The organism is Acinetobacter sp. V2 (genome assembly GCF_001188385.1).
GTDB lineage: Bacteria > Pseudomonadota > Gammaproteobacteria > Pseudomonadales > Moraxellaceae > Acinetobacter > Acinetobacter oleivorans.
In genome coordinates this window covers 1,380,095-1,403,186 of record NZ_JZFB01000001.1, presented here as the reverse complement: position 1 = coordinate 1,403,186, position 23,092 = coordinate 1,380,095, and the positions used below count along the sequence as shown (strand labels likewise).

At 39.0% G+C, this 23,092-nt stretch carries 19 protein-coding genes; 10 read left to right on the top strand and 9 right to left on the bottom strand.

What is annotated here, in order from left to right; all coding sequences use genetic code 11:
• On the top strand, positions 1 to 392 hold a 392-nt coding region (locus tag UC75_RS20450), incomplete at its 5' end, for an FAD-dependent oxidoreductase (protein ID WP_228137135.1).
• Between the two features lie 14 nt (positions 393 to 406).
• On the opposite strand, the gene UC75_RS06420 is transcribed toward UC75_RS20450, so the two are convergent.
• Positions 407 to 1,558 carry an alpha/beta fold hydrolase gene (locus tag UC75_RS06420; protein ID WP_049837067.1) on the bottom strand — a complete coding sequence of 384 codons (1,152 nt, stop codon included), beginning with the start codon at positions 1,556 to 1,558 and terminating at the stop codon, positions 407 to 409.
• Between the two features lie 357 nt (positions 1,559 to 1,915).
• Here UC75_RS06420 and UC75_RS22480 point away from each other — a divergent pair, with 357 nt between their 5' ends.
• A complete protein-coding gene (locus tag UC75_RS22480; protein WP_049837066.1) occupies positions 1,916 to 5,212 on the top strand; it encodes a M10 family metallopeptidase C-terminal domain-containing protein in 3,297 nt (1,098 codons plus the stop codon).
• A gap of 168 nt (positions 5,213 to 5,380) precedes the next feature.
• Entirely contained in the window at positions 5,381 to 6,214 is an 834-nt protein-coding gene (locus UC75_RS06410; RefSeq protein ID WP_049837065.1) for a metal-dependent hydrolase, read from the top strand.
• Between the two features lie 58 nt (positions 6,215 to 6,272).
• Here UC75_RS06410 and UC75_RS06405 read toward each other — a convergent pair whose 3' ends face one another.
• Positions 6,273 to 6,953: a hydrolase gene (locus UC75_RS06405; protein ID WP_049837064.1), complete on the bottom strand. Its 681-nt coding sequence runs from the start codon at positions 6,951 to 6,953 to the stop codon at positions 6,273 to 6,275.
• A gap of 182 nt (positions 6,954 to 7,135) precedes the next feature.
• On the opposite strand from UC75_RS06405, the gene UC75_RS06400 reads away from it, so the two are divergent.
• Together UC75_RS06400 and UC75_RS06395 are read left to right on the top strand one after the other, a co-directional pair.
• On the top strand, positions 7,136 to 8,056 hold the full coding sequence (locus UC75_RS06400) for a LysR substrate-binding domain-containing protein (RefSeq protein WP_001153333.1): 921 nt from the start codon (positions 7,136 to 7,138) through the stop codon (positions 8,054 to 8,056).
• Positions 8,057 to 8,303: 247 nt separating this feature from the next.
• Positions 8,304 to 9,227 (top strand): S1 family peptidase, encoded by a 924-nt coding sequence (locus UC75_RS06395; protein WP_049837063.1) that lies wholly within the window; start codon positions 8,304 to 8,306, stop codon positions 9,225 to 9,227.
• 69 nt (positions 9,228 to 9,296) lie between these two features.
• Here UC75_RS06395 and UC75_RS06390 read toward each other — a convergent pair whose 3' ends face one another.
• From UC75_RS06390 to UC75_RS06375, 4 genes are read right to left on the bottom strand one after another with little or no spacing between them, the layout of a single operon-like run.
• On the bottom strand, positions 9,297 to 10,802 hold the full coding sequence (locus UC75_RS06390) for a flavin-containing monooxygenase (protein WP_049837062.1): 1,506 nt from the start codon (positions 10,800 to 10,802) through the stop codon (positions 9,297 to 9,299).
• Between the two features lie 55 nt (positions 10,803 to 10,857).
• Positions 10,858 to 11,778: an alpha/beta fold hydrolase gene (locus UC75_RS06385; RefSeq protein ID WP_128825141.1), complete on the bottom strand. Its 921-nt coding sequence runs from the start codon at positions 11,776 to 11,778 to the stop codon at positions 10,858 to 10,860.
• Positions 11,779 to 11,786: 8 nt separating this feature from the next.
• On the bottom strand, positions 11,787 to 12,734 hold the full coding sequence (locus tag UC75_RS06380; protein ID WP_049837061.1) for a metal-dependent hydrolase: 948 nt from the start codon (positions 12,732 to 12,734) through the stop codon (positions 11,787 to 11,789).
• A gap of 22 nt (positions 12,735 to 12,756) precedes the next feature.
• Positions 12,757 to 13,797 (bottom strand): NAD-dependent epimerase/dehydratase family protein, encoded by a 1,041-nt coding sequence (locus UC75_RS06375; protein WP_049837060.1) that lies wholly within the window; start codon positions 13,795 to 13,797, stop codon positions 12,757 to 12,759.
• Between the two features lie 164 nt (positions 13,798 to 13,961).
• On the opposite strand from UC75_RS06375, the gene UC75_RS06370 reads away from it, so the two are divergent.
• The 3 genes from UC75_RS06370 (at position 13,962) to UC75_RS06360 (ending at position 18,413) form a co-directional block, all read left to right on the top strand.
• Positions 13,962 to 14,981 carry an AraC family transcriptional regulator gene (locus UC75_RS06370; RefSeq protein WP_049837059.1) on the top strand — a complete coding sequence of 340 codons (1,020 nt, stop codon included), beginning with the start codon at positions 13,962 to 13,964 and terminating at the stop codon, positions 14,979 to 14,981.
• 157 nt (positions 14,982 to 15,138) lie between these two features.
• Positions 15,139 to 16,374 (top strand): sodium/glutamate symporter, encoded by a 1,236-nt coding sequence (gltS, locus tag UC75_RS06365; RefSeq protein WP_049837058.1) that lies wholly within the window; start codon positions 15,139 to 15,141, stop codon positions 16,372 to 16,374.
• Positions 16,375 to 16,583: 209 nt separating this feature from the next.
• Positions 16,584 to 18,413 (top strand): monovalent cation:proton antiporter-2 (CPA2) family protein, encoded by a 1,830-nt coding sequence (locus UC75_RS06360; protein WP_049837057.1) that lies wholly within the window; start codon positions 16,584 to 16,586, stop codon positions 18,411 to 18,413.
• An 86-nt stretch (positions 18,414 to 18,499) separates the two neighbouring features.
• On the opposite strand, the gene UC75_RS06355 is transcribed toward UC75_RS06360, so the two are convergent.
• Both UC75_RS06355 and UC75_RS06350 read right to left on the bottom strand, forming a co-directional pair.
• On the bottom strand, positions 18,500 to 19,333 hold the full coding sequence (locus UC75_RS06355; RefSeq protein WP_049837056.1) for an SDR family NAD(P)-dependent oxidoreductase: 834 nt from the start codon (positions 19,331 to 19,333) through the stop codon (positions 18,500 to 18,502).
• A 27-nt stretch (positions 19,334 to 19,360) separates the two neighbouring features.
• Positions 19,361 to 19,762 (bottom strand): DoxX-like family protein, encoded by a 402-nt coding sequence (locus tag UC75_RS06350; protein ID WP_049837055.1) that lies wholly within the window; start codon positions 19,760 to 19,762, stop codon positions 19,361 to 19,363.
• Positions 19,763 to 20,350: 588 nt separating this feature from the next.
• Here UC75_RS06350 and UC75_RS06345 point away from each other — a divergent pair.
• Positions 20,351 to 20,806, top strand: a complete 456-nt coding sequence (locus UC75_RS06345; RefSeq protein WP_049837054.1) for a hypothetical protein — start codon at positions 20,351 to 20,353, stop codon at positions 20,804 to 20,806.
• 869 nt (positions 20,807 to 21,675) lie between these two features.
• Positions 21,676 to 22,230: a TetR/AcrR family transcriptional regulator gene (locus UC75_RS06340; protein ID WP_049837053.1), complete on the top strand. Its 555-nt coding sequence runs from the start codon at positions 21,676 to 21,678 to the stop codon at positions 22,228 to 22,230.
• A 91-nt stretch (positions 22,231 to 22,321) separates the two neighbouring features.
• On the opposite strand, the gene UC75_RS20430 is transcribed toward UC75_RS06340, so the two are convergent.
• Positions 22,322 to 23,092 (bottom strand): bifunctional aspartate transaminase/aspartate 4-decarboxylase (locus UC75_RS20430; protein ID WP_228137134.1); only part of this gene is annotated, 771 nt, incomplete at its 5' end.

The window sequence follows — 23,092 nt, the reverse complement described above, 5'->3', positions numbered from 1 at the left end:
TCTTCACAGATGGTCATGATATCTCACCTGATATTCGGGCCGATCTCGCACGTCGCAATGTAAATGTCATCGACGGTCGGATTGTTCAGATTGCCCGTAACGAAGGGCGCACTGCAACGGTATACCTTGATAACGATCATAAGGTTACGGTTGACATTTTATTCGCTCATCCGAGTACTAAGCCGTCCGCACGTTTACATGAATCACTAGGCCTTGCTACGGTCGATACGCCTTTCGGTATTGTTCTTAAGGTTGACGAACGTCGCGAAACCTCTATGCCTGGTATCTATGCTGCTGGTGATCTTGCAAACCCTGCCATGGCTTCAGTCACCATGGCATCATCACAAGGGGCAATAGCAGGTATCTCTGCTCAACAATCTATGTTGGTATAAGGCACGGACTGCTTTTAATCTGAACGTGTAGCTAACCAATTACTCATTTCTGGCCAAACCGCAGTAGGGGCTTGGCTTCCAGAAACGACACCCATATGACCACCTGGAACGACTTTAAATGTTTTGTCTTGGCTGCTAATCAAAGTCATGAGTGGCTTAACAGCATCAGCAGTCACAATAATATCTGTGCTGCCGCCGACTGCGAGTACTGAACATTTAATATCTTTTAGATAGGCTGTAAGTTCGCCGAATTTAATTACGCCATTGGATAGTTCATTATCAATCCAGAAACGAAGGATAATGTCACGCATGACACCGCCCGGATAGGCGAGCATATTATCGATGAATGAACTTGAGGTTGCATGGTCGATAATAAATTCTCGGTTATCGAGATTCTTAAAAAGCTCCCAATACGTTTTCAAATTTCCAATCGGGTCTGTTAATTTAAAACCTAGCGTGTTTTGCCAGCCCTGAATATGAAATGCTTCACTTGGCACATGGTGGCGAATACGAAAGGGCGTATGTTTACGAACCCATTCGGCAGGTTTAGTCAGACTGCCATAAAGTTTCCCCATATAACCCGCTTTGTGAGTATCGATAGGGGAAGCGAGAATAATTAGATTCTTAATATCTTTATCTTTAAATAATGCGGTATAGCAGAGTGAAAGTGCACCGCCTAAGCTCCAGCCATGTAAAGACAGCTGTTGCTGACCACTGTGCTCTCGAACCTGCTTTAGCATTTGAGGCATAAAAACTTTAATGTAGGTGCCGAAATTGTATTTTGCTTGGTGGCGGGTTGGCACCCCCCAGTCAATTAAATAGACATCAAAACCTTGTGCCAAAAAGAAACGTACAAAACTGCGAGTAGGAAACAAATCATAAATCAGCATGTTCACTGCTAATGGCGGAACAATCACTAAAGGAACACGGTGTTTAGGTGTAGAAGTATCGGCTTCGTTTCTATAATGGCGTAAGCTAATAATTTCATGCTTATAGATTACGTCAAAAGGTGTTTTGCCTGACAAAGCAATCTCAGGACCTCTAAAAAATAGATCCGATGCATTGATCAGCATGTGAGGTATTTTTTGACCAGCACGTGTCTGAAGAGATTTCTTAATAGACTGTAGCTGTGGAACGTTCTGACGAACTTTAAGCAATAAACTCATTGAATATAAAACCTATAAAGATGTTGCCCAGAGCGATAAGGAGCTGGTCTTTTCAGGGATATTAAAGGGAATGAGTTCTAAGTTCAGTGACCTAAAAGACAAGGTTTTTCTACAAATGTATCAAAAAGAATTATTTTTAAATAAGTTTGAGAAGTAATTATCTTAAATTTATAAAACTGTTATATATAATTAAAAATAAGAATTTTTTAAAAATCTATTCAAATTTAATTTTTAGAAAAATTTAAAAAAATAGAAAATATGTCGCCAAATGGTAATTTTTGTCGCCAAAAGAGGTTCTTCTATTAAGAAGAATTAAATAATATTTCCTCTTCCAATAACAAAAAAAAGGAAACTCTAATGGTAACTTATGGCAATGATCAAAATGGTTTATGGCTAAAGTTCGATAATTTTACTTCAAATGATATTAGGCAAATTGAATACATAAATAGTGTTTTATACGTCACTAATTATTCAGGAACTTACTATTCACTTAATTTTAACGCTCTTGCTAAAGCCCGCATGATTTTTAGTGATGGGGTTGAAAAGCAGGTTTTATTTACAAGTGGGGGCAACGGTCTAAATATTTCTACTGCAAATAGCGAATGGATTGTAGGCACAAATTCAGCAGATTTAATTAATAGTGGGGCTGGAAGTGATCGTCTATTTGGTGGAGTCGGAGACGATATTTATCAATTCAGTAAAGGGGATGGAATAGACAAGGTCACTGACTATAGTGGAAATAACACGATCCAATTCACGGCCAGTAATTTGGCAGATCTATCTATACAAGGCAGTGGAAGTAATTTACAGGTCAAATATTCTGATACCGATGCTGTATTAATTGAAGGGAATGTAAGTAGCTTTAAATTTTTAGATGGGACAACTGCCACACTCGATCAATTACTCACCAATAAAACCATTACGCTCACTGGCACCAAAGGCAATGAAACGATTAATGGCTTTGCATCCAATGACATTATTAATGGTCTTGAAGGTAACGATACTTTAAACGGAAACGCGGGGAACGATACGTTAAATGGCGGTGCTGGCGATGATAAGTTATATGGTGGAGCCGGTAATGATTTAACTGTCGGTGGAACTGGAAATGATTGGTTAGCTTCAGGAAGTGGCGACGATACTTATCAATTTAGCAAAGGAGATGGTAACGATACGATTAATGACTACTCGGGCACAAACACCATTCAAATTACTGATGTTTCTTCAAAAGACATCAGTTTTACGACCAACAATAATAATGAGTTAGTCATTAATTATTCAGCAACGGATAGCATCACTTTAAAAGCTTACATTAATAACTATATTCTTTCAGATGGTGTAGTTCAAACCTATCAGCAGTTTTTAACGGGGAAAACTGCGACATGGAATGGTACAGATAATGCCGATAATTTTTTGGGCACTCTTCCCAATGATGTGATTACGGGCGGTAAAGGTAATGACACGTTAAATGGTCGTGAAGGTGACGATACTTATCGTTTTTCTTTAGGCGATGGAATAGACACAATCAATGGAGACTATTCGGGTAACAACACGATTGTGTTTACAGACGTTAAATCTACCGATGTTCAATACAGTTTTGATAAAACCACTTTGAATATTCAGTACAGCGATAGTGATGTTGTTAAGCTAACTGGCTATCTCGCTAACAACAATAAAAACTTTAGTATTCAATTTGCCGATGGTGTCACGATTGATCGTGCTCAATTAGACACAACGGTTGGAGTGAATTACTGGGTGCGGGCGCTCGTTGCCACAACAAATAGTAATCCAGATTTTAAGTATATTTTCCCTTCGACTGCACCTGATTACCTACTCGATGCAAATGGTCAAGCACCTTCATGGTGGAGTCCTTTTAGTAAAGCTCAACAGGACTTTATGACTCAGGTCTATCAAAAAGCTTCTGACTTTTCAGCTTTAACTTTTACGTTAACGGATAATGCATCACAGCTTAATACCATTGCTGCCTACCGGAACAGTACCGCAGCTACGGCTTATGCACAGTATCCAAGCGGAGCATTTGTTGGTTCAGATGTGGCTTTTGGACCAGGTTTTTGGTTTGACCCAGCAGGCACTTGGGTGACTGCAAGCTATCCGCATGAGTTGGGACATGCTTTGGGTTTACGTCATACCTTTGAAGGTTCCACCATTGATAGCTTCTCAAAAGAAGAAGATACACGGGCATGGTCAGTGATGTCATATGACCGTACTGGTATGTCATATGACGGATCTTTTGCGCCGTTTGATATTGCGGCTTTGCAAGCGATATATGGGGTCAATAGTTCAACCCGTGCAGGTAATGATACTTATACCTTTGATGGCACTAAAGGCGTATTGGTATGGGATGGTGCAGGCGTTGATACAATAAATGCGAGCAATGCTGCACAAGCCGCTACCATCGATCTTAATCAGGGCGGTTGGAGTTATATTGGTGAAAAATCTTCTCATATATCGAGTGTAAACCAACTAAGTATCAATCTTGGAACCCAGATTGAAAATGCAATTGGTGGTGCTTACGATGATATTTTAGTCGGAAACAGTTTAGCTAACCGTTTAGAAGGCGGAGCTGGAAACGATACCTTAAAAGGAAATTGGGGAGACGATGTTCTATTGGGCGGTGCCGGAAATGACATCCTTGATGGAGGAAAAGGTACGGATAGCCTGATTGGTGGAACGGGTGACGATACTTATTATGTAGACAATGTAGGCGATAGCATAGTAGAGAATACTGCTGAAGGTAACGATAAAGTAATCTCGGATATAAATTATACCTTAGGAGATAACCTAGAAAACCTCACTTTAAATGGCACGGATAATTTAAACGGCAATGGAAATGCGCTGAATAACGTCATCATTGGTAATGCAGGTAATAATATTTTAAATGGATATGTCGGAAATGACACATTCAATGGTGGAGCCGGAAACGACACCTTAGATGGTGGAGTCGGCAATGACACTTTAGATGGCGGAAGTGGAGCAGATACGCTGATTGGAGGTTTGGGTGATGATATCTATTATGTTGATAATATTAGCGACGTCATTATCGAGAAGATTAACGAAGGGTTTGAGACCGTTAACTCAACTGTGAGTTATGCGTTAGATAGCGGCAACGCGCTAAATAATTTGAATCTGTTGGGGACAGATAATATTGATGGAACGGGGAATGGAAATGGAAATACGATTGTTGGGAACAGTGGTAATAACATTTTAAGTGGTGGTACCAACAATGACGTTCTAAATGGTGGTGCGGGTAATGATATTTTAAATGGTGGAAAAGATAACGATACCTTGATTGGTGGTTTAGGTTCTGACATTGCGTTATATAAACTATTAAATACAAATGATGTAACGGGTGGTAACGGAGCTGATGTTTGGAAAGACTTTAAAGTCGGCAATACCTTAACCGACAGTGAAGCCGACAAAATTGATATCAGTGAACTGCTCATTAATTATGCCAATGGCGGCACTGTAAACTCTATTTTTTCTTATCTCTCATTAGACCTCAATGGAAATAACAGTATTTTGAGTATTGACCGAGATGGTGCAGGAACTGCTTATAACAGTACCTCATTTTTAACCTTAAATAATGTCAACACTACTTTAAATACTCTATGGGACAACCATCAGATCCTTGTCTAAATGAAGGATCTACAAGTGGCTAACTAACTTTAAAAAGATGCTTAGGTGAGGTGGCTTAAGCATCTTTTTTAATAGAAACAAACTTCCATGAAATGTCAGATCACTAATTAAACCTCAGAAAAATAAATCCATTGAATTGTATTCAATGAAAGAATGAAGGAATAAAAAATGGGAATTCTAGCTAAAGTCTTTGATCGCGGTGCTCACTTTCCTGTGCGCCATATGAGTTTTAATTTTAATCAGTCTCAAGCTACTTTGTTTAAGGATAACCCTTGGGGAGAGTACTGGCTGGCAACCTTGTCGGCTATGTTTCCTGCGGGTGAGCGATTTTTTGTACATAGTGTAAGAAACTTACAAAATCAGGCTAAAACAGAAAGACTTCAAAAAGATATTGCAGCCTTTATTGGACAAGAGGCGATGCATGCCAAAGAACATGAACATCTGAACCAACTTATACAGTCATCTGGGCTTGATACCGAGCCTGTTTCAGCCAATGTGGAATGGTTAATGGCTAGGCTGAAAAAATATTTCACACCAACCCGGCAATTAGCAATTACTTCGGCTGCTGAACATTTTACGGCCATTATTGCACGGCAGATTATGAGACGTTCTGATTTGCAAGAGCGTTTATCGAGTAATGAAACTTTAAAAAATATCTGGTTATGGCATGCGGTAGAAGAAAGCGAACATAAAAGTGTGGCCTTCGATTTATATCAAGATGTCTCTGGAGGCAATTTCATTCGGCTTCTTGTGATGCCTTTTGTGACTTTATACATGGCAGGAATAATGGCAGCGGGTACGGTGTATTTAGGCATAACTCACTTTTCCGCATGGAAGTTACTCCACCTAAAAGAATTTAATGTATTAATTCTTGGAAAGAATGGCTTTTTAAGTACGTTATGGAAAGATTATTTGGACTATTACAAATTAGATTTTCATCCGGAACAGCACGACTCAAAAGCTTTGGAAGAACGTACTAAAGCACAGCTTGGGTTTTTATAGATTTATTTTAAATGTCCAATCGTAAGAGATTGGACATTTAAGCTGAAAAACGGATGAATTAGATTCTTTCAGAATCTAGCATTTCATTGTTTTTAACAACATCTTGCGCTTTTTGATAGCTTTCGATGAGCAATTGGTATGGTGGGAAAATTGCACTATAAGCTGCTGCGAAGTCTGCTGCATCACTACGATGCCATGTTTTTTGTAGCTCTGAACAAACACCCGCTGTATCAATTGGCACAACACCAGCTTGTACAACTCGAGCTAATGTAATTTCTTGAGCCATTTTTGAATATGTTCCAGATGCGTCAATGACTGCAAAGACTTGGAAACCTTCAGCAACTGCACTGATACTTGGGAAAGCCATACATACGCTGGTAATAGTACCTGCAATAATCAGTTGTTTTTTACCTGTCGCTTTGACCGCTTCAACAAAGTCAGGGTTATCCCAAGCATTAATTTGACCTTTACGGGCAACATATTGTGCATGAGGAGCAAACTGGTGAATTTCTGGAATTAAGGGACCATTTGGACCTTGAGGAACAGAAGCAGTGGTAATCACTGGCACATTACATAGCGTTGCAACTTTAGCCAGAGTAACCACATTTGCACGTAACTCAGGAACAGTAAGATCTTTTACAGTTTGAAATAAGCCACTTTGATGGTCGATTAGTAGCATTGCAACATTATTTGGGTCGATTACGGGTGCTTGACCGTTAAAATTTGCTGGTGTACTCATTTTATGCTCCACTTTATTTCGATGAATTTAAAGTTGGAAGGATGACTAAATAAAACAGGGGGATAGCTGTTTTTGTATAGTTATTCACTTCTTGTTTAATTAAGATATAACGAAAATATGAGCCTAGAAGCTGCCGAAATTTGATTTTAGTGTTCTATTATTTGAACAATAAGAGGTAGGAAATGCAGGATTTAAACGATCTATATTACTTTGCAAAAATTGTTGAATATGGTGGTTATTCTGCTGCGGCTAGGGCATTGGATATTCCAAAATCTAAACTCAGCCGAAGAGTTGCTCTTTTAGAAGAAAGACTCGGTGTACGTTTATTGCATCGTTCTACGAGGCAATTTAGCGTGACTGAACTCGGCCAACAATATTATCAATACTGTCACGCAATTTTGATCGATGCTGAAAATGCCCAAGAATTTATTGATTTAAACCAGTCAGAGCCGCGTGGAACGATTCGGGTATCTTGTCCGCCTGCGTTATTGCATCATCACATGGGCGAGTTTCTGACCAAATTTATGCTGCAATTTCCAAAAATAAAAATCTACATTGATGTGACCAACCGAAATGTTGATGTCTTAAATGAAGGAATTGATATTGCTTTTCGTGTTCGCTATCCGCCACTCAAAGATAGTGGTTTGGTCATGAAAAAATTTGTGACTAGTGATCAGTGTTTAGTCGCGCACCCTCGGGTTTTGTCTAAGCAGCCGATACCTCAAACGTTAGATGAATTGCATCAGTTCAGAACTATTGGGCTTGGTAATGCAGAACAACAAAGTGTGTGGGTACTTCATCATCAGGAGCATGGAACAACGCACTTCCAGCATGACCCTGATTTAATCGTGAATGACATGACTGGGGTATTACAGGCCGTTATTCATGGTTTAGGTATAGCTCCTTTACCGATTATGATGGCTCATGAATATATTTTGCGTAAAGAACTGATTGTAGTTTTACCTGAATGGAAACCTACAAGCGGTATTGTCCATGCGGCTTATGCTTCTAGAAAAGGATTATTACCTGCCATCAAAAGGTTATTGGATTTTTTAGAAGAGCAGTTTAATCAACTTGATAAGGACTTGTTAGGTTATCGATAACTAAATAGAAAGCATTAAAAAATTTAAATTTTGATTATTTTTTATAGATTAACTTTATGAAAAATAAATAGAAATTAAAATGATTTTATATTGTCGTGAAATGGTCAGTTATGTCGTGAAATGAAGTTCTCCTCAAGAAGTTAAGTGGTTAATCTCTGGCTGATAAATCATCACAGTACTGTGAAAATATTTATCAAAAAACAGTCATAGCAGCCTAAATACTTCTAAATATTTGAAGGAGATAAACATGTATAAAAAGAATATTGGGGGACTAATTAATGCTCTAGCATTAGTTATATACAGTTCTTCAGTCATGGCAGCAGATAACTCAAGTTCTTTTGTAAAACTGGAATTTACCGTCACCAAACCTTTTCTTTTTTTCTCACAGACATCAGGTAATACTTGTGGAGGAGTATTAATTCGCAATGATGTTGTTTTAACAGCGGCACATTGTACGGCGGCAGTTTGGGGTGAGAGTGCAAATCAAGGCTATACGCTTGGTGGGGCAGTGAAATATGGAGCGAGCTTTTTATCTCAGGCTCAAGCAGCATCTTTTAAAAAAGATGAGGGTTGGGTTGAGATTCCCGATGTAGACATCGCTTTAATACGTCTATCTCATCCTATTGATAATAATAGCGGTGCAACCGTAGCCAAAATTCCAGCTGCATGTAGTCAAACTGAGGCAAGGCAAAATATTGGGCGTGGTGATGTAACGGCTTATTTAGGTCGTAGTAGTACAGGCGCGGCCTTACCAGCAAATTTATATGGCACTTCATATGTCAATATTCGAGATGTAGGCTCTTCACCATTAGCACGAGGGATTTACTATAAGGCAACTGCTTCTATGAATGCAGGGGACTCAGGTGGACCTTGGCTGTCGGATGATAATACTTTAATTGGTATTAATAACGGTATTGCGGGTACTGACAAATATGGCGCTGTAATCTGTCAGTATACTCCTCAAATCAATGATGTATTGGTGAAATGGTCAGCTGCCGGAAACCAAACTGGGGTGACTATGCAGCCAACTACACCGCCTTCAGTAGAGCCAATAACTCAATCGCCAGTGACAAATCCACCAACACCTTCACAGCCGACAACTGAGCTTAAAACTACCGATAATGTTGTTTTTAGTTTCTTTAACTGGCTTGCTTCATTATTTGGTTTTTAATTCGTACTTATTAAAAGATCAAGATACTTCGGTATCTTGATCTTTTTTTACTTAGATTGAATGATTTTATTAAGCGACCACTTTAATTACTTTGGTTGTAGCGTCGTAGTCTTTCAAGTTGACGTGATGCAGTTTATGTTTAATCACAAAACCAAACTCAGGCCAAATAATATGGTTACGACCCGCATCATCTAGATAATAGCTTTTACAAACATCGGGTCTTACCGGCATTTTAGCCAATCGTTTATCTATACGGTCATTAAAACATTTTTGAACATCTACTTTGACCTCGACACGGTCCAGACGTTGCTGCTGTATTAACTTCACCATTTTTGCAATATAAACGGATTGCTGTTCAGCGGTCCACATGACTGAACCCACGGTGTTTTGAGAGTTTGGCCCTAGCATCATAAACATGTTAGGGAAGCCGTGAATTGACATCCCCATATATGCACGTGGTTGACGCTGCCACACATCGCTTAAACTACGCCCGTCTGCACCTTTAATAATTTTATAAATCGCAGGTTCTGCCACTGCATAGCCAGTACCAAAAATAATGGTATCTACTTTAATTTCTTTCCCGTCTTCACCGACCACACCATTTTCAGTGATATGAGATAAGCCCTGAAAGAGGACAGTTACATTCGGTTTGGCTAAAGCGCTGTACCAATTATTAGAAAACATTGGGCGCTTACAACCTAATGTATGCGTTGGTGTTAATGCCTTACGCATTTGGGGATCTTTAACACCTAAGTTGATATTTAACTTTCCTAGAGCATGCAGTTTTCGCATGATGTTTTCATTCATGAAAATAGGAAGTGAAGGTTCTAGACTCCACAACGCACTTTCACGAATAATTTTTTCTAAAATTGGCGCTTTTTTAAAGGTAACTTTTACGATATTTGGAACAGCAAAATCTGGTTTTGGTAAAACCCATGACGGTGTACGTTGGAAAGAATAGAGATGGCCAACTTTAGGCTGAATGGCTGGTAAAAACTGAATGGCTGAGGCACCGCTACCAATTACAGCTACTTTTTCACCTGTTAAATCATGCTCATGATTCCACTTGCCTGAGTGAAACATGGTGCCTTTAAACTTTTCTTGACCCGGAAAGCTTGGCATTTTGGCCTCACCAATAAAACCTGTCGCAGGTACAAAGATTTTCGCACTATATTTTTTGCCATCACGTGTGCTAATGATCCAGCGATTTAGGTCATTATCCCATTCGGCATGAGTGACCTCGGTGTTAAGTTTAATCTGGTTCACAATCTCAAACTTATAGGCTACGTCTTCTAAATATTGTCGAATTTCGGCTTGAGGGGCGTAGGTTCGTGACCAGTTTGGATTTGGTGCATAACCCAGAGAGTACATTTCACTCGGTACGTCACAAAATAGGCCTGGGTAATCATTTAAAGCCCATGTGCCACCGATACGGCTAGCCATATCTAAAATAACGACGTTTTTAATTCCTTGCTCTTTTAACTTGATGCAAGTACTTAAACCTGAGGGACCAGCTCCAATAATAAGTACATCTACAAGTTGAGCCTGAGTAGAGGGTTTGACTAATTTATTCATAGAAAAATCCTGAAATAAAATATAAATGACTTGGCTGATAGAGTTGCGTACAGCCTTAAATGGGATGTCCAGTCTTTTGAAAATGTTGAATTAAGTACTGAGCGATAGTGTTGGGTTGTTCAGCTTGTAAAAAATGACCGCAGTCGGGAACGTAGACACTCTCAATTCCTTGTGGGAAATAATGTGTCTGGGCTAAAGCTTGATGTAGCTGTATATTCATACAGCCATCGTCTAAACCCGCTAACGCCAGTGTGGGTGTGGTGACTGGGCTTAATAAGTGGCGATTTGCTCTGAGATTGTCAGAATTTAAAACTGCAAATAAGTTGTGGTAATAGCGGGTAGCCGCCCACGCAATATCTGGATTTTGAAAAGCCGCACGGGTTGGCGAAAAATCAGATTCAGTAAATTTCCAAGTAGGTGACCATTTACGCCAGATTTTTTCTACAAAACTTGCGTTATTACGAGATAGCACCTGTTCAGCCAATCTTGATTGCATGAGCAACATATAAGAAGACATGTAGAGCTGACGTGGGAAATTAGGCAAAGCTTTAAAAACATCCTTAAGATTTGGAATAGGAGGAACGGCCAACAAACTAATGCTATGTAAAGCTTTGGATTGCCCACTTGCAAAGCTCATTGCAATTGCAGCTCCCCAGTCATGTCCTACGAGGTGAGCTTTATTTTTTAAGTGTCCTTTTGCTTTTAAAAGTTCTAACCAAGCTGCTAAATCTGCTAGAGCAGAGGCGAGACCGTAATGTGTCTGCCGATTTACAGAATCTTGGGTGTAACCACGTAGCCAAGGGATAAAAACTTGATAACCTGCTTTTACGAGTAAAGGGTATACGTGGTCCCAACTATGCGGCGTGTCGGGAAAACCATGTATAAGTACCACCAAAGGGACATCAGCTTCACCATATAGTGTCCCATGCAAAGTGAGTCCATCACGGCTTAACGTTAATTGTTCGACTTGAATCATGGCACTGCTCAGCTTTTCAATTTTGAAGAAAGCGCTTTGGCGTAGGCCTCTGCGGCTAACTGAGCGGCGGGCGACTGAGCTAAATAAGCTAAAGCTTTTTCGACATCACCATCATGTTCAGGGTGATAACTCAATTTGCTCCATCCTTTTAAAGCAGTCAAAATCATGCCGAGATCAGGTAAGCTTTTCTTTTTCTTTGCAGTTTTTTGAAATAGCCAAACTAAAGCCAATGGATTTTTTTTAGCAATTTTTTGGGCTTCTTTGGTTCCATCGAGATGACAAAGATAGACCGTTGAACCGAGCCAGAACCCAACCATTGCAGCAAAAGCAAACCCCATGCTGAGCTGTCTGCCTAAATAGCCTTTAACGCCGTCTCCAGCTAAAGCTCGATAAGCATCATAGCCAACGGTGCGATGCTCAACTTCTTCGGCACCATGCCAGCGTACAATATCTAGCATGGCTGGATCTGCTCCTTCTAGGCCTTCTGCATCTAAGGCCCATGTACCAAAGAAACAAAAATAGTGTTCAAGCCCTGCAATAATGCCCATACGAAAGGCAAGCCACTGTTTTGGATAGCGCTTAAACGGGCCGTAAATTCCAAACGGCGTGTCGCCCATAAAACCATCTTTAAAGAACCAGTTTAAAAAATCTTTAAAAGGTGTTGGATCTATGCCGTGAGTCTGAAAATAAATCTCCGCACCTTTATGTGCATTGGCATGGGCCGCTTCTTGGGCAATAAAACCACGGATATCTGCTTTTAGGTTTTTATCTTCAACATAGGGCAACGTTTTATTTGCAAGGCGACAAAACCAGTGCTCAACAGCAGGTAAAAGTACATGCATGCTGTTCAGCACATGTGTCGTTAACACATCGTTTGGAACCCAATGCCGAGGCGTTTGAGAAAAATCAAAATGTACTTTCCGTGCAACAATATGATGATCAATAAATATGCTCATAGTAGAATCCTGCCTACTTAAATCAGATCGAAATTGACTCAATTTTTTTGATCAAGCTACGAGATTTGACGTAACCATTGGCTGCAAACCACTGCAATGCATCACGTACTGCAATTTCAACTGGGGTTTGAGGAAGTCCAAGCTCTTGAATGGCTTTTGTACAATTAAATGAGGTGCCGAGCTGACCGATTTTGGCTGCTGAAGGCGTCACAAGGGGAGCTTTATGAGTAATGTGCTCTGTTACCCACAAAGCTGCATGGCCCGCAAGTTGAGATGATACGCCTTCAACTACACTTGGAATGGTCATTACTGGGCGCCAGATGCCTAAAAGCTGATGAACTGTTTTTGCCATCGCTATGCCATCAAGATCTTTATTACCTAAAATATAGGTTTCACCACTTTTACCTTTTTGTGCGGCCAAAACATGGCCCTTTGCTACATCGCGTACATCAACCATGTTGTTAATTGCACCCGGTACAGCAAGGGCAGGCATGGTAGCGATGGTGAGTAAGAGTTTTCCGGTCGGGGTTGGGGCAATATCTTGAGGGCCAATAGGACCTGTCGGGCAGACAATCACAATATCTAAGCCGCCCGCAGCAAACTGTAAGGCAACCTGATGTGCTTCAAATTTTGTTAAAACGTAAGCATCTCCAGTTGCCCCTAAAGCAAATGGACTTGTTTCGGTGGCCTGAATGCCTTTTGGTTGACCTGCAAAACATGCACCTGTACTGGTGTAAACAACACGTTTAACACCTGCCTTTTTGGCAGCATTGAGTACGGTTCGTGTTCCTTCAACATTGACTTTACGCATAAGCTCAGGCTTCGGAAGCCAAAGGGCATAAATTGCGGCGGTGTGAAAAACCAAATCACAACCTGCGACTGCTTCATCCATTTTTGCTGGGTCGGTAATATCGCCTGCAATTAACTCAACATCTAACCCTTCTAAATTGGTTAATTTTTCTTGAGGCAAATGCAATACACGTACTTCGTAATTTTCATTTAATAAGGTACGTACAATGTGAGAACCAATAAAACCAGCACCACCAGTAACCAGAGCTTTCATATTTCACCAATCTTTATTAGATTTTTATCCTGTACAAAGTGGATAAAAATGCGGCAACTTAGTAAGGGGTACTATGCCGAATCTGAAATATATGTCATAGTTCTTGAAATGACAGTTTTGACCATTTCACGACATTTTATCGAGAAAAATAAAGAGAGCGTATTGTGAATCCGTCTTTACCTGGAACCTATGTCAGCCTAATGGCAGATGTTGTCCAAAAGCTGAATATATCTCCTGAAGTACTCTTGGAAGGAAGCGGCGTATCCGTCGGGCAATTGTCGGAACCTTTTTGGTATTTAGATTTTGATGTCTTTAATCATTTACTAAATAGAGCAGTTGAGCTGACCAATGAACCTGCTTTAGGTGTCTATCTTGGCCTGCAAATGACCGTGTCTTGTCATGGTTCGGTTGGTCTTGCTGCAATGGTTTCACAAAATTTGGGTGAAGCTTTAAATGTCATGGAGCAGTTTATTGGGCTACGTTGTCCAGCGTTAAAACCACGCCTTGAAGTAGAAAACGACTTAGCTTTTTTATATTTAGATCAACCCATAGCAAACTTTAAAATGGGGATTGTGGGCATGACATTTCTAATGGTGGGCTTTGCCCAAATGTCGAATGCCATTACAGGACAAAAACTAGAAATAAAAGCTGAATTAAATTACCCAGAACCTGCTTTTTTAGAGCAAGTTCAAGAACTATTACCATGCGAGATTCACTTTAACCAACCCTTTAATCGATTGGTTTTTCCAGAAGCTTACTTAGCGTTGCCATTAATTATGGCGGATCCATTAGCAGCACGTTTAGCGCGTGAACAGTGTAAGCATGATTTAAATAAGTTAGTTGCTAAACGTGGTGAGAAACATCCACTGACGGCTTTAGTACGTGAGTTACTTTTTGATGAAGTGGAAGGCTTCTTTAAAATGAAAGATGTTGCTGAGAAGCTTCATTTAACGGAAAGGACTTTGCAACGTCAATTAGCGAAAGAGGGAGTAACTTTTCAAGTTTTGGTAGATCAGGTTAGAGAAAGATATGCAAAGAAATTATTGAACCATCATGAATATAGTATTTCTTTTATTTCTGAAAAACTGGGCTATTCGGAAGTCACTCATTTTACACGAGCGTTTAAACGCTGGACAAATCAAACTCCAAAACAATATCGAAATTTAAGAGAAAGCCTTTCATAAATTTTTTACTGAATGCTAAAAATAATATTTTGATTTATTTAGTTATTCTTAAGTAAAGGGAGTTTTTGTAAAGTTTGTTTGTGATTTTTTTAAATATTAAAAAATAAAATATAATTATTTTACAATCCATTAGGAATGTAATTAGAAAGTAGTATATATGGAATTTGTTTTTAATGGTTTTTATACACTAATTTCCGCGGTTATCGTCTTGTTATTGGGCCGCTTTCTTGTTAATCGAATTGATTTTTTAAAACGCTACAATATTCCCGAACCTGTAGCAGGTGGCTTGGTGGCTGCGGTTGTTTCGCTACTTGTCCATACAGTATGGGGATATAGCATTGTTTTTAGTAGCGAATTACAAACCAGCTTTATGCTCGTATTCTTTGCTTCTATTGGTTTAAGTGCCAACTTTATGAAGCTTAAAGAAGGCGGTATGGCTTTGGTTATCTTCTTAGTCTGTGTAGCGTCCTTCATTGTTGTACAAAATGCGGTAGGTATGAGTCTTGCGACGTTGCTTGGTCTTGACCCACTCATTGGTTTAATTGCGGGTTCAATTACCTTAACAGGTGGTCATGGTACTGCGGGTGCTTGGGGGGAAATTTTAGAAACCCAACATGGTATTCAGGGTGCGCTAGCTTTAGGTATGGCGAGTGCGACTTTTGGTTTGATTATTGGTGGTGTGATTGGTGGTCCATTAGCTAAATTACTCATTAACCGTTATAGCCTTGCACAACCAAAAACCAATGCAGAGATTCAACAGCGCGATACGCATGTTGAGCAAAATTCTGATGATCTGGCCCCGTTTGAAAACCCGCATCAAGTTCGTTTAATTACAGCTGATAATGCAATTACTACACTGGGTATGTTTGCTGCGTGTTTGGCATTTGCTGAATTTATGACAGGCTTTAGTAAAGGAACTTGGTTTGAGTTACCAACCTTTGTATGGGCACTCGGTGGCGGCGTAATCTTAAGAAATATTTTAGAAAGCGTGTTGAAAATTGATATTTTCGACCGTGCGATTGATGTATTTGGTAATGCGTCCTTATCACTTTATTTAGCAATGGCATTGCTTTCATTAAAGCTTTGGCAACTTGCAGATTTGGCTGGTCCACTTGTGGTAATTTTGGGTGCTCAAACTATTACGATGGCGTTATATGCAGCATTTGTGACGTTCCGTGTAATGGGCAAAAACTATGATGCAGCGGTGTTGTCAGCAGGGCATTGTGGTTTTGGTATGGGTGCAACACCAACAGCGGTTGCAAATATGCAGGCGATTACCAACATGTATGGTCCATCGCATAAGGCCTTTTTAATTGTTCCGCTTTGTGGTGCATTCTTTGTCGACTTAATTAATGCGACAGTCATTCAGCTCATGTTGAAATTTGTTGTTTAATGAAAAAAGCCCGTAAGGGCTTTTTTTTATGGGTGCTGTTTTATGAATATTAAAATAAAGAGATATTTTGTTCATAGGGATATTCTAAGTTTTTATTTTAGGACGATTTAAGTCATTTTATTTTTAGGATGCTTTTTCTCAAAAGTAATAATCGCCCTTAAACCTCGTTTCACATAGAATAAATTGCAGATAAATAAAATGAGAAATGTATGAGCTCAGAAGCACATTCAATTAGCTTGGTTGCCCCAGTGGTTTTATTGGCAGCGGCTGTCATTGCAGTTCCTATTTTTAAACGTATTGGTTTAGGTTCAGTACTTGGTTATTTAATTGCGGGTCTAATTATTGGCCCATTTGGTTTTGCTTTTTTTCAAGATTCCACCGCAATTTTGCATATTGCCGAGTTAGGAATTGTGATGTACCTATTTTTGATTGGCTTAGAGATGCAGCCATCACATTTATGGAGCCTTAGACGCGAAATTTTTGGCCTTGGTACATTACAGATCATCATTTGTGCACTGGCTTTGACTGGCGTCGGGCTGTTATTTGGTTTTACGTGGCAAGTCGCCTTTATTGGTGCGGCAGGGTTTGTATTAACGTCGACTGCAATTGTGATGCAGTTATTGGGTGATCGGGGTGATTTGACTCAGCCACGTGGGCAAAAGATTGTAGCCATCTTACTATTTGAAGATTTACTCATTGTGCCATTGCTGGCGATTGTCGCTTTTATGGCACCAAATCATGTGGTCGAAAGCACCTCTGTACGTTTAGAAAACATAGGAATTGGTTTAGTCGCAATTGCGGGTCTGATTGCCGCAGGTTATTGGTTACTTAACCCATTATTTAGACTCTTGGCGGCTGCTAAAGCCCGAGAAGTCATGACAGCCGCTGCATTATTGGTGGTGTTGGGTGCGGCATTACTGATGCAAGTGAGCGGTTTGTCTATGGCAATGGGCGCATTCTTAGCGGGTGTGCTTTTATCTGAATCGACATTTAGACATCAAATTGAAGCGGATATTGAACCGTTCCGTGGAATCTTGCTGGGCCTCTTTTTCCTTGGGGTCGGCATGTCGTTGGATTTGTCAGTGGTTGCTCAAAACTGGCAACTCATTGTAAGCGGCGTAATTGCACTCATGCTTGCCAAAGCACTCATGATTTATATTGTCGCGCGAATCACTAAAAGCCCTCATACAGAAGCGTTGGATCGTGCCTTACTTATGGCACAAGGCGGAGAGTTTGCCTTTGTACTTTTCTCAGCCGCGTTAAGTGCACAAGTCATTGACAGTACGATCAAATCTAATCTGACTGCTATTGTTGTGCTTTCAATGGTGTTGACACCAATTGTAGGGATTATTTTTAAACGGTTTACTCAGTTTAAAGCGAATGTTTCACTAGAAAACGTCAATATTGCCGAAGGGTTAAGCGGTAGCGTTTTAATGATTGGATTTGGACGTTTTGGACAGGTCACCAGTCAATTATTGTTAGCAAGAGGTGTGGATGTCACCATTATTGACAATAATACGGACATGATTCGAAACGCGGAAAAATTCGGTTTTAAAATTTATTATGGGGATGGTTGTCGCTTAGATATTTTACATGCTTCCGGTGCGGCAACAGCGCAGGCGATTGTGGTGTGTGTCGACAGTAAAGAAACCACCAATAGAATTGTAGAACTCGTGACTCACGAATTTCCTTTGGCGAAATTATTAGTCCGTTCATATGACCGCGAGCACTCACTGCATTTGGTCAAACAAAAAGTAGACTTTATGATTCGTGAAACATTTGAATCTGCAATTAAGTTTGGGGGCGTTATTTTACAAGAGCTGGGTGTGGATGAAGACGAAGTAGAAAGAATTACCGAGGAAATTCGAGATCTGGACAATGAGCGCTTTGAAACTGAAATTGCGGCAGATGACGTAAATGCGGGAGCAGGGATGCAATATACCCATGCTCATCATCCAAGACCGACAGCACCATTGATTCGACCAAAACGGGAAGGGCAGATTTTAAATAAAGAAGATAACTCAGATAACGATTCTTGATATGTATGAAGTTCAGTAGAAGCTTTTTTAGAAGAACTTCTACTGAACAATTTTATGGCGAGAAGAGCCTAAAGCGCTAAAATTGACTATAAGTGCTCTAACGCCGTGCCTTTAACTGGGTTTCTGCGCCAGTAATAAGGCTGTAAAAATCTAAGAAAAAGCTTCCACGGTGTAATCCACGCGATGCGTCGGTTGGCTTTTTTGTTTTGCATGATTTGCTTTGCTAAATACGCACAAACCACTTCTGGTGAATCAATCACAAAGAAAAATAACCGTTTCATCTTTTTCCAGTTTTGGATATTTCCATTAGTCCAAGACGAAACTAATAAATCGGTTGCCACCATGCCTGGGCTTAGTGTGCCAGTTAAAATTGCTGTCGATTTAGTCTCTTTATAAAGTGCTTTACTAAAATAACTAACTGCTCGTTTGGTGGTTGCATAGGGAGTCATACCTGCACTCCATTCGCCGTTGCTTCCCCAACCTTCCATGTTGAAGATTTGGCCATAACCTTGTTTAAGCATGCCTTTTAAAGCCACTTGCGAACCTAGCATCGTACCTAAAATATTGGTAGAAACGGCAGCGTTTAATTCATCAGGTTGAAGGTTAACAAAGTCTTTGGTTGGATGACAGCTGCCTGCATTATTAATCCAAACATTTACATGTCCAAAATGCTCAATTGCACCATCCCATAAGGTTTGTACGTCTGAAATTTGAGTCACATCGCAGCATAGACCCATAAATTTTTCTTTATTGAACTGAGTTTCTAAGTGGGTAAGGGCATGATTTAAATGCTCTAAGTTTCGTCCAGCAATCACAACTGAACATTCCAGCTTTAAAAAAGCTTCGGCGAGCGCCAAGCCAATACCTTTGGTGCTTCCTGTAATGACTACACAACAAACGTCGCTTTTAGATAAACTCATTGAAATCTCTATATAAAAATTAGAATGTTATTGAGCGACTCTATGCAAATGAGTAGTTTGCTCTTTTAATAAAAGTAGATAGACAATTGATAAACTTATCATCGAAAGATTCATTACGATAGGGTTGTAAGGCAAGATAAGCGTAGAAGGTATTAAGACCCCAATTAAAACAAGTAGCCCGAGTAAGCCTAAAATACTTAAATAATGAATATATTTGTGACTAGAAAAGAGAAAGAGTAAACCAAAAATAATTTCAGCTATACCGCTTGCATGGCCTGCAAGCTTCGCATTATCTAAAGACAATCCCACCCATTGCCACACAAAGATTTCATCGGAATTAATAAAAAGTAGTTTAGGAACCAGTCCTTGATAAATCCATAAAAAAGCGAGCACAACGTTTATAAATTTGAAGACTCTCATATTTGTCATTAAAACTACTCTAAGACTTTAAAAATTATTAGTTTGCTTTAGCTTATTATAATAACTCATCAGATATGGTGTTGAAGTAATTCGATAAAAAACAATATTAAAAATATCTTCGAGAAAATAGTTGAGCTTAAATTTTCATAATTTTTGACTAGACTCTCTCACAAATGGGCAGTTCAAACTAATTACGATTTTTGTGATTTTAATCTTTAAATTCTTATCTTTTTCCTTATCTGAATTTAGAGTTGAGTTCATCACTTCATTCACTTATTTCTGCTTTAGAGATTTTTCATGAATTGATCTTATTTAAGATGAAAAAACTATAAAAAAAAGTACTATTTCTGCGAACTGGTATTCATTATTGGGATCAAGATGAAATTATAAATAATCATTTTATGTATTTGTTTTTTAATAATATAATTTAAAATTTATAAGATTTTGAAAAAAAATAAAATTAATTGGAAATGTCTATCAATATTAACTATACAATAGTTACCTGTTGTTTCTTAAACTCACATTAAGTTACATAACTTAAAGCATACTTACTTTAAGAGCAATCCAAATAGCAGTTAATAACAGGATACCTTCTTAATGCCTCAATATCTGATAATTGCAGAAAGTGTGTATAGGAAAGTTGAAGAAAATGAGCTCTTTTCAGATGATACTATCGAAAACCTTAATAATCTGATGACTTTTATTCGTAAAGAAATAGCAGGAACCGTATTTAAACTTAAGTACAACTACATTGATTTCAATGAGGCTTTTAGTAAACCTCTCCATGAATGTAAGGTGAAAATTGATGTAAGTTTAATTCCGCATTACAGTCATGAAGATGAATATATTTTATGGCTGGCAGGATTTATTGAAAAAATTACTGAAGGAGGCCCTAAAACCCCACCTCCCATCAAGAATTTTATTCCTGAGTTTATTAGCTTAAGACTAGAGTTTGACTCAGTTGCTTTACCCGACGACAAACCTAAAAATCAGGGTGAGGAAATTACCGAGTATTTCAATTCTCAAGCTTTCACCAAAACTTTGAAAAAGTGAAAATGACGAGGTAAATACAAATTTCAACAAGCCGCCTTCGGGTGGTTTTTTTTAATTGAAATGTCATAAAGAAAGGTTAATTTAAACCCATAACAAAAATTTGATGAAGATTGTTGCGAACAATAAAATCAAAAACAATTTTTAAAGAAGTGGTCATGAGGTAATTAGAGCTAATTCGAAAGAGTTGGCTTTTTTGTTTCAATCAATTTTTTGTTTGCAAATAATAGTTTCAGTTGGAATGTTTAAATTCTTTAAAGTTAAACTTAGCTATTATTAAGATTCATTATCTAATTGAATTGAAATAATAATTATTTAACCAATTTCTAGCCAATACTACATTGACACTCTAAACCTTGCCGATTATTCTTTGCCTGCTGGCCTACATCGCCAGCCGGCTTTGACAGGCTGTTTTAGACCGCATCAGAATATTCCTTCTGAGGAATACTCTTGTGTGTAAGCTTCTCGTCTCCTCCCGTTGCGGTAGGACGGGAGAGGGACACCTTCGGGTGTGCTGGCGTCTAACCAGTCTGTCAACCTTCTCTCGTTCTGCCACCATAATTATTTGACAGTAATTCGGTAGAACTTCTTTAGACATGAGGAGTTTCCTATGCATACTAATTTTTCTTATTTATTGGCTTTTGCCAAGCTTTCTTTACCCATATCCCTTATTTGGTCTTTAAAACAGTTTAAATATTTGTAGATTAAACTTTACTTCGTTACGACTAAAACTCATAGCAACAATAAAGTCTGAGATACGCTAGGGCACGGTTTTATGCTGCCTTGGCATGCCTGTTTTCTCGCCTAATATTTTTGGTGAAGGTATTTCTATCTCATTTACTTACAACAAAAAAATATTTTAAGCGGTATATATGAAAAATTTAGAGGCTTCATCTAGAGCGACGCGAGCGCTTCACATAGCGGCAGATTTATTTAAACAATATGGCTTCAATAAGGTCGGGGTGGACCGCATCATGATTGAGACCAAAATTCCCAAAGCCACTTTTTATAACTACTTTCATTCAAAAGAAAGACTGATTGAAATGTGTCTAATCCTTCAAAAAGACCAGTTAAAAGAAAAAGTGAGAGCAGTGTGTGAAACTAGCCAATATTCAGATTTGTCTCTTAAGCTTAGACAAATCTATCTTTTACATGCTGACTTAAAAAGTGCTTATTATTTGTTGTTTAAAGCGATTTTTGAAATTGAAAAGCTTTATCCCAATGCTTATCAAAGTGCTGTGAGATATCGACAATGGCTTAAAAATGAAATTTTTAGCCTGCTCATGGAAAATAAGAAAACAGCGTTGTATGAGGAGTCTGATATTTTTGTATTTATGATTGATGGCGCAATTCTTGGGCGTTTAAGTTTAAACAAGAATGAAGAGCCTGATAAGTTGCTGGATTATTTTTTTAAGATAATTTCTTAAGTTGAACTTATTAAATTGAAAAAGCTGAAAATAGAGAATTAGTGTTAGAAAGGAAAAGTGAGGCTACTAGAGCCTCACTTTACATAGGTACTTATTTTCCTTTTTTGGTTTTTAAATATTCCGCATAAGCTTCATCCGCAAAGCGTCTTAAAGAGTCACCAATAGCGGCATATTGGTATTCATTCAGGTTAGCCAATGATGCACGGGCAGAAGGGTGCTGGACACCAAAGCCAGAACCCGGCAATAAAACCACACCTGTTTCATCTGCCACCCTAAATAAAAGTTCGGTCGGATTTTTATTTTTCATTACCCAGTCCGCAAACTCATCTCCATAGAGAGTGCGTGAGGTATTTTCAAGGTTAACTAAGGTGTAGTAGTCAACAGCATTTGGATCTGTTGGAACTTCAACACCAAGTTGTCGGTAAAGTGCCGCATCGCGTTCACGTACAACAGACTTAACGGCTTTTTTATAGCTCTGACGTGAGTCCATTAGATTAAACAAGGCAAATAAAACCATTTGAACTTGTTGTGGAGTAGATAGGCCCGCAGTGTGGTTTAAAGCAACATTACGGCTGTCTGCAACTAAACGGTCAATAAATTTAATGCTTGCAGGGTCGGTGGTTAAAGATGAGTAGCGCTCTTCAAGCTCTTTCTTCTCATTTTTCGATAAGTTCGCAATTTGTTTATCAAGCACATTGTTATTTGAAAGTGCAATGACACCAAGTCGCCAACCAGTTGCACCAAAATATTTAGAGAATGAGTAAACCAAAATTGTATTATCTGGACAGATTGCAAAAAGTGATTTGAAGTTATCGGCAAAAGTACCGTACACATCATCTGTCAAAATAATTAGATCAGGACG